Source organism: Acinetobacter sp. RF14B, from assembly GCF_006864105.1.
Lineage (GTDB): Bacteria > Pseudomonadota > Gammaproteobacteria > Pseudomonadales > Moraxellaceae > Acinetobacter > Acinetobacter lwoffii_C.
Map to the genome: position 1 here is coordinate 1 of NZ_SMTB01000082.1, position 13,232 is coordinate 13,232.

A 13,232-nucleotide genomic window follows, 5' to 3' on the forward strand; every position below is an offset into this window, starting at 1 on the left:
CGGTAGAGGCAGCCAGTGCACCGGCAGCAAATAACAAGCTGTCGCCTGGCAGGAAGGGCATGACCACCAGACCGGTTTCCACAAAGATAATCAGGAAAAGAATGGCATAAATCCAGATCCCGTAATTGGTGATAAATTCAAGCAGATGGTCATCCACATGCAAGATAAAATCAATCAGTTCCATGAGCCGAGTACAAGCAAAAGTGTGCTGAAATCCTAACAGTGATCACCATTAAAGTCAGTAATAAAAGTCGACTATTTTGCTGCTGGTGGTTTGGCTCGAGGGCTGATCTGGCCTGCTGCAAACTCATGACTGTCACACCATCGCCCGGTTTTTATGGCTATGGTTTTAAAACAGATGACAGGGGCTAAGGTGGCTGTTACATAATCGCTGCGGAGCAGATGGCAACTTTCTGCTTAGATGGTAGCTTAATGATACTGCAAGGAAAGGATGAGTATGAAGCAATATATTCTAGCAACACTGGTAATGGCAGCAGCAAGTCCGACCCTTCAGGCCAAGTCCGATCAGGCGCTGATGGCAGAAGCCCAAAAGAATGTGGTCAGCATCGCCCAAGCGCATAAAATGAAAGATGAAACAGGCGTGACGGTAGTGGGCCAGATTGTAAAGCAGCGCTCGACAGACAGTGATGAATTTGAGCTGAAAGATCGAAGTGGCAGCATCATGATTGATGTCGATGATGATGACTGGAAAGTGTTAAAACTCAAAGCAGGTGATCGAGTAAAAGTCTGGGGCGAGGTTGATACTCATCGTTATAAACCGACTGATATTGATGTCATCAAGATTGAACGGGTGAAATAAACCCGGTTCTTATTTTTAAACAGGTGAGGCTGCAATGGGCTCTCCTGTTTTCAAGCCCGAGCTTGGCTTGGCAATTGTTTAAAAACAGCTCAAATATAATTTAACTGTTTAATCTTGATCCTGTTTGGAATAGTGTGCGTAAACTCAAGAAAAATGCTAGAATACAGCGCTTATTTCGTTTGCCTTTCATAGTTGTTTGTCATGACTACCAATACTCAAATTACTGAAGATCGTATCCTGATTCTGGATTTCGGTTCTCAATATAGTCAGCTCATCGCACGTCGTGTCCGTGAAGCTGGCGTATATTCTGAAATGTATGCCTATGATATGTCTGAAGAAGACATTCGTGCATTTAATCCAAACGGTATCATCTTGTCAGGTGGACCTGAAAGCGTTCATCTGGAAGGCAGCCCACGCGCACCGCAAGTAGTATTTGAGTTAGGTGTACCGGTACTGGGGATCTGTTATGGCTTGCAAACCATGTGTGAACAGCTGGGCGGTAAAGTTGAGCCGGGCACCGTCCATGAATTCGGTTATGCAGAAGTGGATATCTTGGTACGTGACCAGCTGATTGGGAACCTGCAAGACCGTGAAAACCAGCTGCATGTCTGGATGAGTCATGGTGACAAGGTTGCCCGTCTTCCTGAAGGCTTCCAGATTACTGCTCAGACACCAAGCTGCCCGATGGCAATGATTTCTGATGAAACTCGCCGTCTCTATGGTATCCAGTTCCACCCGGAAGTGACGCATACCTCGAAAGGTGCAGAAATTTTATCAAACTTCGTGCACCAGATTTGTGGTTGCCGTGGTCTTTGGACCCCAGAACATATTATCGATTTGCGTATTGAACAGCTACGTAAACAGATTGGTAATGAAAAAGTATTGTTAGGTCTTTCAGGTGGTGTGGACTCCTCTGTTGTGGCTGCACTGTTGCATAAAGCGATTGGTGACCAGCTGACCTGTGTATTTGTAGACAATGGTCTGCTTCGTTTGAACGAAGGCGATCAAGTGATGCAAATGTTTGCCGAAAACATGGGGATCCGCGTGATCCGTGCAGATGCTGAAGAGCGTTTTCTGTCTGCACTTGCTGGCGCAACTGATCCTGAAGTTAAGCGTAAAATTATTGGCCGTGAATTTATTGCAGTCTTCGCTGAAGAAGCACGTAAATTGGACGGGGTCAAATTCCTGGCGCAAGGTACGATTTATCCAGACGTGATCGAATCTGCCGCTAGCAAACAAGGCAAGGCACATGTGATTAAATCGCACCATAACGTGGGCGGTTTACCTGCAGACCTGGCTTTTGAACTGGTTGAGCCATTACGTGACCTGTTTAAGGATGAAGTACGTAAATTGGGTACGACGCTGGGCTTGCCACACAGCATGATCTACCGTCATCCATTCCCGGGTCCGGGTCTAGGTGTACGTATTCTGGGCGAAGTGAAAAAAGAATATGCCGATATTCTGCGCCTTGCAGATGACATCTTTATGCAAGAACTTCGTGCAAGTGGCTGGTATGACAAAACAGCGCAAGCCTTTGCGGTATTCCAGCCGGTGAAATCGGTGGGTGTGGTAGGGGATGGTCGCCGTTATGCCTGGGTGATTGCGCTGCGTGCAGTAGAAACGGTTGACTTTATGACAGCCCGTTTTGCACATCTTCCATATGAATTGGTAGACAAGATTTCGACTCGCATCATGAATGAAATTGCGGATGTATCACGCGTGGTCTATGACGTATCATCTAAACCACCTGCAACCATTGAATGGGAGTAATTTAGGGGTTTTGGACAGCACTGCTGTCCGCCTAAATTATGCCAAGCGCTATGCGCGCGGCAGTATCTGATTTATCAGATATAACCTAATAAAAAAGAGCGCTTCGGTGCTCTTTTTTATACTCTTAGATTAGCATTTGAAGTGCAACACCATGTTATAGCCATAATATCTGACGGGGAATTTTAAAGCCGAACCCTTTTTCGGGGTGATGCTTCAAATCTTGAGTGATTTCTGAGAGATCTTCATTTGTATAGATTTTTAGCTGTATAAGTTCATTCTAAGTTATAATGGTGACGAGGATTGTACCTGTTTATCACTGTTTTTAGCCGCCTGCTGCACAGCTTGAACTATGTTCCTGTGCTTAGAAGAAGAGGAGGTTGCCGGTTTAAGAATATCTGGATGATAGATTTTAATCCGGTTACGGCCGGCTTTTTTAGCCTGATACAGCGCCAGATCCGCTTTTTTGATCAGATCATCTAGAGTCTGTTTAGGCGACTCTAACTCGGCAATACCGATTGAAATGGTGAACTGGATACTCTGGTCAGGGGTGATATAAAAAACTTGTTTTTGAATAATTTTTCGAATGCGTTCAGCAATCATTAAGCTGTCATATGGCTGAGTATATTCGAGTAACGCAATAAACTCCTCTCCGCCAAAACGAGCCAGCACATCAGTTTGACGCATTTCTTTACGGGTCACTTCGGCAATCAGTTGCAAAACCCGGTCTCCTACATCATGGCCATAATTATCATTAATCAGTTTGAAATGATCTACATCGAACATTAACAGGCAAGTACCGGCATGTTTAGGCCATTTCTGGATGGCCTGCTCGGCCAGATTGACAAAATGGCGACGATTGTAGAGCTTGGTCAGTTCATCGGTATGGGCCAGATTTTTTAGGGTCTGATAGTTCCACTCATCCAGTAAATTACGCAGAAATATACGGCGTACATTTAGGGTATTATTCCAGTTAATATAGATGCTAAAACACCATAAAGGGATAGAAACGACGGCAAAGATAAGACCTTGGGACCAAGTGAGTAAATCAATGGCTCCAATGGTCATAAACAGGGCAATAAATATCGAGCAATAGAGTGCGCCTTTGAACTGGGTTTTAATGCAAAGATTAGTGACCAGGATAAAAATAGCGGTAGCGTACAGATAGGTACTGACGTGCGGGCTATTAGAGAGCAACAGTAAACCAATCCAGATTCCGGCAGCGACTGTCGTACAAACGGGCAAGAACATCTCTAGAACCTGGATGTTTTTATAATGGTTAAACAGGTAAGAGCCACAGAGCATGGCTACAATCACAAGCAGTACACGTGACACACCGGAGAGGAAAAATATATCTGGAATAATAAAGATATCGGCAAAGAAGTACAGTAAAAAGGCAATCTGCGCCATATAGTTTACCTGACGTAAGTCATGGTGATTGTCCGCATACATATAATCATAAAAATATTGCCGGAATAGCGGGGGAATGCGTGCAGAACGGTCTGCCAGCGCCTGTTCAATCAGTTGACGGTTTTGCAGATCACATTCGGCCAGTTTGAGCAGTTGATACATTCTGGCATTCTGAAAATAGACATCCTTTGGAGAATGTAAATCTTCATGAGAAGATGACATTGTTATTATCCATTTATTATTTTGCCTAGGCAGTATTATGAATCATTGGAATGAAAAGCAACCTTCTAAAATGGGATTGTATAATTTTTCTCTGCTAAAAAGTAACAAAATTTATAGGATTTAATCCAATATCGAGAATAATTATCTTATTGATATTATATATTTTTTATTATTTTATGGGTTGTTTCACGTGAAATATGTAAAACTATCTGAACCTGATTGTAGTCTTTATCCATTGCAGCTAATTTTGAAGAGGGGCGGATTACTTTTTTGCAGAATGTTAGAAAAATTAAACGGTAGAAATAGTCTTACAAAGTAAAACTGTAATAGATCAAAGTAAAAGGACGTATAGTTTGGCATGAAATAAGTATCTAAATATTTCTGTTGTTAGACTTTATACGCAGAAGCGGTACATTGTTTCAATAGTGCAACTTCATACAGCGCGTAGCTGCGAGGAAGCTGGCAAAGGAAATCATATTTTAAGGTGCTGAGGTAAGCCCGACCATGTCATATAATCAAGAAACTGAACTGTCTTATTCCGATGACTGTCAAAAATATATCAATCAGTTTATTCAGGAATTTCCTCTGCGACGGGCAGAAATTGGGCAGGGGACTGTGATTAAACGTGCCTTGCCTAGCCGGCATAAACGTATGATCGGCGCATGGTGCTTTCTGGATCATGCCGGGCCTGCCAGCTTTCCTCAGGGGAATGGTCTGGATGTGGGACCGCATCCGCATATCGGTCTGCAAACCTTTACCTGGATGATCGAAGGCACCATGATGCATAATGACAGCATCGGTAGCCAGCAGCTCATCCGGCCTAAACAGGTGAATCTGATGACTTCCGGCTATGGGATTTCTCATACCGAAGTATCTCCCGATACTGAAACCCAGATGCATGCCGCCCAGCTCTGGATTGCCTTGCCGGATGACAAGCTCAATATGGCGCCTGCGTTTGACCATTATCCGGAACTGCCTGTGGTACAAGCACAGGGGATTGAGTGTACCGTGCTGGTTGGAGAATATTTAAATACCAGATCGCCGGTTAAAGTACATAGTGAATTGCTGGGGGTAGATCTGTTTGCTCAAGAAAGTACCTCCGCCCGCCTCAGCTTAAATCCTAAATTTGAATATGGCTTTATGGCCTTAGAAGGCAGCGCCAGCATTAATGGACATGAGCTGACAGAAGACAATATGGTAATTCTGGAGCCAGGACTGGAACATGTGGATATTCAGATTCATGCAGGTGGCCGGGTTCTATTATTAGGCGGAGAACCTTTTGAAAGTCCGATTTTACTGTGGTGGAATTTTGTTGGCCGCACCACTGAAGAATTAAAAATGGCACGGGATCAGTGGAGTGAAGGGCATTCCCGTTTTGGCGCTATTCCCGATTATGACGGACCACGCCTGGAAGCGCCGGCTTTTCCAGACCGGATGCGTCCTTCCAGATAAATCAGTAAGACTGCAAGTCTACTTGGAGCATTTTTTGAATTAAACTCCAGAAATGAAGCGGAAAAATAGAAAAGCTGTCACCACAGTCATCAAAAACTGAGTGACAGGACGCTGCTTTTGCTATGCTCGAAAAGCAAGAACAATAAAATTATGAGTCTCATATGCGTGTTTTACATCATCTCGAACAATCGCGATCATTTCGTATCCTGTGGGCCATGGAAGAATTAGGGCTGGATTACGAGGTTAAATACTATAAGCGTCAGCCCAATCTTGCTGCGCCACCGGCCTTAAAACAGATCCATCCATTGGGCAAGGCGCCGATTCTGGTCGATCAGGCTCAGGTACTGGCGGAATCTGCAGCGATCCTGGAATATTTACAGGAAACTTATGACCACCAGCAGCAGTTTCGTCCAGAAGATCCTGCCGACAAGGCCCAGTACCGTTACTGGATGCATTATGCGGAAGGTTCATTAATGCCGCTGCTGGTGATGCAACTGGTGATGACCACTGTACCTAAACATACTCCTTTGCTGATTCGGCCTGTAGCTAAAAAAATCTGCGATGGAGTGAAGAAACAGTTTGTACAGAGCCGCTTAAAAGATCATATCCAGTTTCTGGAAAGTTATTTGAGCGAGCATGATTACTTTGCTGGGCACTTCAGTTTTGCCGATATTCAGATGAGTTTTCCTTTGGAGGCAATGCAGAGCCGGTCAGGCCAAAGTTATCCAGCCATTCAAGCCTATCTTAAACGGGTGGCACAACGTGCAGCCTATGCGCGTGCGCTGAGCAGAGAAAAACAGATCAGCTCTTAAATGCTTAAAAAAAGGTGCAATATGCACCTTTTTCCTTGGCTGTAAGGATTATTCTGGAAAGCTCAGACGTTCTTTAGGGAAAACCACTTTAAAGGTTGAACCTTCATTTTCTTTAGACTCCACTTCCAGATGGGCTTGATGCTGCATCAGCACATGTTTGACGATGGCCAGACCTAAACCGGTGCCACCTGTGCGCCGGCTGCGGTCTGAATCGATCCGGTAAAAACGCTCGGTCAGGCGTGGCAAATGTTTCGGATCAATCCCGATCCCATTGTCTTCTACAATAAAGTAGGCCGACTCGCCATCATCATGCCAGCCCATGGTGATGCTCCCGCCCTTAGGCGTATATTTGATGGCATTGGTAATCAGGTTGCTAAAGGCGCTGGCCAGCTCCATGTCGGAACCAATCAGGTCACAATGACTGTCAATATCCAGATTTAGGGTATGACCATAATCAACATTATAGGCCTGTGCGTCATCAAACAGCTGATTCATCAAGCTTGGCATTTCAATAATCTGGTTCTTGGCAATATTCTTGTCATTTTCCAGACGCGAGAGCAGGAGCAGATCATTAACCAGTGCATTCATGCGTCGGGTTTGGGACTGCATCTGGTCAAAGGCACGTTTCCAGCGGGGATTGATATCTTCCTGATCGGTGAAGGTTTCAATATATCCACTTAAAACCGTCAGTGGAGTGCGCAGCTCATGCGAAATATTATCGACAAAATCTTTGCGCATCTGCTCCAGATTATGCATCCGGGTGACATCATAAGCCACCAGCAGGCGGCTTTCACCACCAAAACGAGTCATTTTGACCTGTACATAATGATCTTCAAACAAGGAGGATCTCATTTTCAGCCCATCAGGGGCCTGATCAATATTGTGGTAATATTCGATAAAAATCGGTTGACGTAACAGCGTAAGAATATTACGGCGGCGATCATCCGGAGAGATGCCAAGCAGACGTTCTGCTGCCGGGTTCCACCATTCGATCTGCTGGTTGTCATCAATCAGCACCACTGCTTCCTGTAAGGCCACCAGTGAGGATTGCGCCCGGTCAATCAGCTCAACCATTTCCGCCTGAACAATACGTTCCTGACGCTGGGCCCGATATACATTGAATAGTAAAGCCCCCCAGATTCCGTGAATATTAGGGGGGACATCATAGGGGCGATTCGAAATCCACTCATTGACCAGATACAGGGAGCGCATCTGGGTGGCAAAAAAAGCCACAAATGCCAGTACCAGACAAACCCAGAAATACCCAATCCCGAAGCCGATAAAAGCGGCAATGATCAGAAAAAATGCCAGTAAGCGTAAATCCTGCTTGGCAAAATCCCATAAGCTGCTGTAACGGAATTTCTTGTGGTCACGTGCCAGCTCGGGGACAGGGTAAGGTTCATACATAAAACTAGGGTTACCTAAAAGAAATTAACCAGCGGCAACATCGGCCCGGGTTGAGAAGCGGTAGCCGGTACCACGTACTGTCTGCACAAAACGGTCTGCCCCATAAGGCTCTAGGACCTTGCGCAAGCGGCGGATATGGACATCAATGGTCCGGTCTTCAATATAGACATTACCCCCCCAAACCTGGTCCAGTAATTGGGTGCGGGTATAGGCGCGTTCCGGATGCGTCATGAAGAATGCCAGCAAACGGTACTCGGTCGGACCCATTTCCAGAATCTTGTTGCCAAAATTTACCCGTTGGCTCACCGGATCCAGCACCAGACCATTGGCATCAATGGTTTTTTCTCCACTTAGCGCATTGGCACGGCGCAGAACCGCTTTAATCCGTGAGACCAATTCGCGTGTAGAAAATGGTTTGGTCATGTAGTCATCAGCACCGGCATCGAGTCCCTGTACCTTATGATCTTCTTCACCGCGCGCGGTCAGCATGATAACTGGAATTTCAGACAGGGATTCATCACGTTTCAAGCGACGGCAGAGGTCTACACCGCTCACCCCACCTGGCATCATCCAGTCCAGTAAAATGAGAGCCGGACGCTGATCCACAATCATCTGATGCGCTTGTTTGGCATCTTCTGCCTGCAGACACTGAAATCCTGCCATATCCAAAGAGGTATGAATCATTTCCCTGATTGGGAGTTCGTCATCGACGATTAATATGTAGTCATCTTTCACAACGCAATACCCTATTTCATGCAAACGGTGGACCGTTTTATATTTATGACAGGCTTATTACAAAGACTAATTATGACAGTATCATTGCAGAAAGGGAAAATAGCCGAAGTTTCGCAAAGATTTGTGACAATTTTAATAAAAATTTAATTAGAAATCGGACATTTTTAACTCAGGTTATTTGATTAAGTTATTGTAAATAAATTAAAAATTTAAAATAAGTGGCGGCTGGTCAAGATAAAAAACCTATTTCTCTATAAAAACTAGGCTTTGACTTTTTTCTCGGCAAAATGCTCCAGCAGGGCCAGAAAAATAATACTGCAGGAGGACAGCACTTCGTCCATCGACTGTTTAAAGCCGCTCATGACCCAGCGGATTGCAATCTGGGTAACATAGCCATTCAGTCCGGTCGACACTAGAGAAAGCTCCTGTTCAGAGCGGCTCAGGTTCGGCATCATCAGCATGACAAAGGCATGAATCATGCGGTCAAAGCGCAACATGGTTTCATGAATCGTGGCCTGATTATGCAGCTCCTGTACCAGCATGGCATCAATATAAATAATCCGTGCCATACGTGGATTATCTTTTAAAGTTGTTAGCAGGGCGGTCAAGCCGGCTTTAATCATGTTTTGCGGATCGGCTGAAGCTTGCAGCATGGCCTGCATGACATTTTGCTGCAATTCATCAATCAGCTGTAAAAAAATAGTCTGAAATAGGTGCTCACTTTTTTTAAAAGACTCATAAAAATAGCGTTCGGTGAGCTTGGCTTCATTGCAGATATCTTTGACCGTCACCGAAAAAAAGCCATGGGTGCCATAAGCTTCGATACCGGCTTCGATTAGTTTTTCACGACGTAACTGCTGGCGCTCCGCCATCGACAGGCCTTTAAACTGACGCTCTTTGGCGCGGGTCGCTGGTGCTTTTGTGGTTGAAGGAGCTGAATTGGTCATAACTTTCAGTGGCAGTCTCGCTAAAGGTTGGGGCTATCTTATCAACAAATCTGCATTTGACCTATGCTGAAATTTCAGACTGAAACTTGGCCTGTAGAGACATTATAGAGTGATTGACAATACTTATTGTCAAAACTATATTGAAATGATGGGCTGCATCCTGAACAGACAAAAATACCGGCTGTCATGGACTGGCAGTATTTAATTCAAGGAATCTCAATGAAAAATTTTAACAATAAAGTTGCAGCGATTACCGGTGCCGGTTCTGGCATTGGCCAGCAGCTGGCTGTACTTCTGGCACAGCAGGGCTGTCATCTGGCACTGAGTGATGTTAATGAGCAGGGGCTGGAAAAAACACTCGAGTTGCTGAAAGGCAATGATGTCCGTATCACCACTCAAAAAGTGAATGTCGCCAATCTGGCTGAAGTTCAGGCTTGGGCCAAGCAGGTCGAGCAGGATCATGGCAGTGTGAATATGATCTTTAATAATGCAGGTGTTGCCTTGGGCAGTACGGTTGAGGGTGCAAGCTATGAAGATCTGGAATGGATTGTAGGAATCAATTTTTGGGGCGTGGTCTATGGTACCAAGGAGTTCCTGCCGTTGATCAAAAAAACCGGTGATGGACATGTGATCAATATTTCCAGCCTGTTTGGTTTGACCGCCCAGCCCACCCAGTCTGCTTATAATGCGACCAAGTTTGCGGTACGTGGTTTTACTGAATCCTTGCGTCAGGAGCTGGATATGCAAAATTGCGGCGTAAGCGCGCTGTGTGTACATCCGGGTGGAATTCGCACCAATATTGCCAATGCAGCCAAAATGAATGATAGTCTTTTGAGCTTAGGGATGCATCCGGAAAAATCGGCACGTAATTTTAATAAACTGTTGCGTTGTCCGCCTGAAGAAGCTGCTCGCCAGATTCTGGATGCGGTGCAGAAAGACAAACGCCGTCTGCTGATCGGTAATGATGCCAAGGCCCTGGATATGATCCAGCGCATCTTGCCCACCGGTTATCAGCACGTCACTGCTCTGGCTTCGCGTCTGGGTAAAAAAGGCAAAAAATCAGCTTAATCACCTTCCTCTACCTCGGCCCGCGAAAGCGGGCTTTTAATTTCATTGATGCGCTTTATTTTAATTGATTCCGAAGACAAGATAAGAAAATCAGCCAGTTCTCTATAAGCCGGAAAGTTACAGCTGGTTTAATTTATAAACCGGATGTCATCACTGTATCTGTCAGTTTTTAACATTAAAAATAAGTGAACTACGAAATAACATACTGATTTTTAAAACCCTCAGATCAAGGCCTGAATGGTTTTTTTCTTCCAGACCAACTGGTAATACAAACCCTGCAAAATACACAAGCTTACGAAGGTCAGTGCGTAGGCATACCAGATGCCCTCCAGGCCCCACCACTGGCTAAACAGATAGGCACAAGGCACTTCAATAACGAGAATGGTCAGAATATTAATCAGCATGGGCACCGTCACTGTACCGCTAGAACGCATAATCGAGGCAAAAATCGCGCTGGCGCCAAAGAACAGGATCGACCACAGTACAATAAACAGGAGTTGCTGACCCAGCACCACCACCGCTGGATCGGTAATAAACAGAGCCATCAGATATTTAGAAGACAAATAAGCAAGAATTACCAACCCACCTGTGAACAGGATATTCATACTCAAGGCGGTTCGGGTGACTTTATTGAGTAAATCCGACTTTCCTGCACCAATGGCCTGCGCCCCAAATACTGAGGCAGCGATAGCGATAGATAAAGCGGGAAACTGGATATAGTTCAGGACCTGATTGACCGCACCATAGGCCGCCGTTGCTTCAGCTCCATGACGGTTGACCAGTCCTACAATTACTAGTCCTGCTACGGAAGTCGTCACCATCTGCACTCCGGTAGGAATTCCTAACCGTAAAATGATCTTGCTCAACTGGGGTTGATGGCGGATATTTTTAATTAAGGCCCAGTCCAGTTTCAGTGGATGCTGTTTATAATTTAAATACAGCACTAAAAAAACCAGGACGGCCAGATTGCCTAAAATAGTGGCGATAGCAGGCGAGATAATTCCCATCCGAGGAAAACCAAAATAGCCGGCAATCAGGACTGGCGTGACCCCCAGACCAATCCCAATCGTTAATGCTGAAGCGAACAGTGGTGTGGTACTGTCACCGACACCACGTAAAATGGAAGTATAAATAATATAAATAAAAATCAGGGGACTGCCAGCCAGCATCCATTGTACATAGGGCAATGATAAATGCATGACCTCAGGATCTGTGCCCAGCGCAAGTAAAATCTGCTCCGCGAAAATGACCCCCAACAGGGCAATCAGACTTCCCCCAATCAGGGTCATAAATAAGGTAGAGCCCACCACACAGTGTACTTTTTCCAGGTTTTTAGCGCCCCAGGCCTGCCCAATCAGGACGGTCGACCCGGCAGAGAGCCCGATCACAAAAGCCATCAAACAAAACAGGATCGGAAAGAACACCGCAACAGCAGCAATCGCGTTGACCCCCAACATCTGCCCGACAAAGATAGTATTCACGGTACCGGACAGACTTTGCAGGATATTGGTCGCAATTAATGGCAACAGAAAGACCAGAAAGGTTTTCCACAGATTTTTTTGCTGAATTAAAGCCTGCTGCGCCATATAAGGTCCTGTTCTTGGTTTTTCAAATACTTATCTTAGCGAATTATGCTGGATCGGCAGTTAAAACGCCTTAGCTTTTCAGTAACGGCACAGCCTGTGTTTTAAAGTTTGGCAAGAATATGTGCTGCTTCAATTAAGGTTTCATTTTTTTTGGCAAAACAGAAGCGCAGCAAATGTATATCCTGTGGAGGATCTTTATAAAATACAGAAACTGGAATGGCGACCACGCCATGCTGCTGGGCCAGATAATGACACATTGACAAGCCATCCAGATCGGGGCGAATTTCAAGATAGTCCAGATTCTGGAAATACGTCCCTTGAGTAGGCGTCCATTGAAAACGTGTGCCCGCCAGTTCTGTATTAAACAAATCGCGCTTGGCCTGATAAAAACTGGAGAGCTGATGAATATGCTCGGGATGCAGTTGCATATATTCAGTCAGGGCAACCTGAATCGGGGTCACACCACAAAAGCTGACAAACTGGTAAATCTGTCTAAATAGCTGCATCAAAGACGGAGGTGCTACACAAAAACCGGTTTTCCAGCCAGTAACATGAAAGGTTTTACCAAAAGATCCCACTACAAAGCTGCGTTCACGTAACTGCGGAAAGCTGGCTGCCGAAATGTGGCGAACATTGTCAAAGACCAGATGTTCATAGACCTCATCAGACAGGATCACAATATTCCGGTCATGAACCAGTTCAATCAACTGCTGCCAATCCTGTTCTGTCCACACGGTTCCCGTAGGGTTGTGTGGGGTATTGACAATGATCATGCGGGTCTGGTCATTGATCGCGTCTTTGACCTTGTTCCAGTCCACGGAAAAGCCAGGGTATTCCAAGGCAATATGCACCGGCCAGTTGCACGCTGGGCGCGTAGCTGTCATAGCTGGGATCAAAAATAATCACTTCCTCACCGGCACGGACACTGGCCTGAATGGCGCAAAAAATTGCAAGGGTGGCCCCGGGGGTAATGGTAATTTCACTGACAGGGTCAAGGCAGAGCTGG

General features: G+C 45.4%; 10 protein-coding genes and 2 pseudogenes. 5 read left to right on the forward strand and 7 right to left on the reverse strand.

Annotation, left to right across the window (positions count from 1 at the left end):
- Positions 1-184: pseudogene (locus E2K52_RS11280) on the reverse strand (cytochrome O ubiquinol oxidase); the annotation flags it as partial.
- Positions 185-457: 273 nt separating this feature from the next.
- Here E2K52_RS11280 and E2K52_RS11285 point away from each other — a divergent pair.
- Both E2K52_RS11285 and guaA read left to right on the forward strand, forming a co-directional pair.
- A complete protein-coding gene (locus E2K52_RS11285) occupies positions 458-820 on the forward strand; it encodes a NirD/YgiW/YdeI family stress tolerance protein (protein ID WP_151205188.1) in 363 nt (120 codons plus the stop codon).
- Between the two features lie 201 nt (positions 821-1,021).
- On the forward strand, positions 1,022-2,590 hold the full coding sequence (gene guaA, locus E2K52_RS11290; protein WP_151205189.1) for a glutamine-hydrolyzing GMP synthase: 1,569 nt from the start codon (positions 1,022-1,024) through the stop codon (positions 2,588-2,590).
- A 282-nt stretch (positions 2,591-2,872) separates the two neighbouring features.
- On the opposite strand, the gene E2K52_RS11295 is transcribed toward guaA, so the two are convergent.
- Entirely contained in the window at positions 2,873-4,219 is a 1,347-nt protein-coding gene (locus tag E2K52_RS11295; protein WP_151205190.1) for a GGDEF domain-containing protein, read from the reverse strand.
- Positions 4,220-4,723: 504 nt separating this feature from the next.
- Between E2K52_RS11295 and E2K52_RS11300 the strand changes: the two genes are divergently transcribed.
- Together E2K52_RS11300 and E2K52_RS11305 are read left to right on the forward strand one after the other, a co-directional pair.
- Positions 4,724-5,671: a pirin family protein gene (locus tag E2K52_RS11300; protein ID WP_151205191.1), complete on the forward strand. Its 948-nt coding sequence runs from the start codon at positions 4,724-4,726 to the stop codon at positions 5,669-5,671.
- 161 nt (positions 5,672-5,832) lie between these two features.
- On the forward strand, positions 5,833-6,483 hold the full coding sequence (locus tag E2K52_RS11305) for a glutathione S-transferase family protein (protein WP_151205192.1): 651 nt from the start codon (positions 5,833-5,835) through the stop codon (positions 6,481-6,483).
- A gap of 48 nt (positions 6,484-6,531) precedes the next feature.
- Here the strand turns inward: E2K52_RS11305 and phoR are convergent, their stop codons facing one another.
- The 3 genes from phoR to E2K52_RS11320 all read right to left on the reverse strand — a co-directional run bounded on the left by phoR (position 6,532) and on the right by E2K52_RS11320 (position 9,572).
- Positions 6,532-7,890 (reverse strand): phosphate regulon sensor histidine kinase PhoR, encoded by a 1,359-nt coding sequence (gene phoR / locus E2K52_RS11310; protein WP_151205193.1) that lies wholly within the window; start codon positions 7,888-7,890, stop codon positions 6,532-6,534.
- A gap of 24 nt (positions 7,891-7,914) precedes the next feature.
- The gene (gene phoB / locus E2K52_RS11315) at positions 7,915-8,625 is read right to left on the reverse strand and encodes a phosphate regulon transcriptional regulator PhoB (protein WP_151205194.1); all 711 of its coding nucleotides are present in this window, start codon (positions 8,623-8,625) and stop codon (positions 7,915-7,917) included.
- A 260-nt stretch (positions 8,626-8,885) separates the two neighbouring features.
- The gene (locus tag E2K52_RS11320) at positions 8,886-9,572 is read right to left on the reverse strand and encodes a TetR/AcrR family transcriptional regulator (protein WP_151205195.1); all 687 of its coding nucleotides are present in this window, start codon (positions 9,570-9,572) and stop codon (positions 8,886-8,888) included.
- A gap of 219 nt (positions 9,573-9,791) precedes the next feature.
- Here E2K52_RS11320 and E2K52_RS11325 point away from each other — a divergent pair, with 219 nt between their 5' ends.
- A complete protein-coding gene (locus E2K52_RS11325; protein ID WP_151205196.1) occupies positions 9,792-10,640 on the forward strand; it encodes an SDR family NAD(P)-dependent oxidoreductase in 849 nt (282 codons plus the stop codon).
- A gap of 221 nt (positions 10,641-10,861) precedes the next feature.
- Here the strand turns inward: E2K52_RS11325 and E2K52_RS11330 are convergent, their stop codons facing one another.
- Positions 10,862-12,226, reverse strand: a complete 1,365-nt coding sequence (locus tag E2K52_RS11330) for an MATE family efflux transporter (protein ID WP_151205197.1) — start codon at positions 12,224-12,226, stop codon at positions 10,862-10,864.
- Positions 12,227-12,327: 101 nt separating this feature from the next.
- Positions 12,328-13,232, reverse strand: a pseudogene (locus E2K52_RS11335) (methionine aminotransferase); the annotation flags it as partial.

Coding starts and splice junctions, on each gene's coding strand:
- E2K52_RS11305 (WP_151205192.1), top strand. CDS start 5,833: ATGCGTGTTTTACATCATCTCGAACAATCGCGATCATTTCGTATCCTG.
- E2K52_RS11325 (WP_151205196.1), top strand. CDS start 9,792: ATGAAAAATTTTAACAATAAAGTTGCAGCGATTACCGGTGCCGGTTCT.
- E2K52_RS11300 (WP_151205191.1), top strand. CDS start 4,724: ATGTCATATAATCAAGAAACTGAACTGTCTTATTCCGATGACTGTCAA.
- E2K52_RS11320 (WP_151205195.1), bottom strand. CDS start 9,572: ATGACCAATTCAGCTCCTTCAACCACAAAAGCACCAGCGACCCGCGCC.
- E2K52_RS11295 (WP_151205190.1), bottom strand. CDS start 4,219: ATGTCATCTTCTCATGAAGATTTACATTCTCCAAAGGATGTCTATTTT.
- phoR (WP_151205193.1), bottom strand. CDS start 7,890: ATGTATGAACCTTACCCTGTCCCCGAGCTGGCACGTGACCACAAGAAA.
- E2K52_RS11330 (WP_151205197.1), bottom strand. CDS start 12,226: ATGGCGCAGCAGGCTTTAATTCAGCAAAAAAATCTGTGGAAAACCTTT.
- E2K52_RS11285 (WP_151205188.1), top strand. CDS start 458: ATGAAGCAATATATTCTAGCAACACTGGTAATGGCAGCAGCAAGTCCG.
- guaA (WP_151205189.1), top strand. CDS start 1,022: ATGACTACCAATACTCAAATTACTGAAGATCGTATCCTGATTCTGGAT.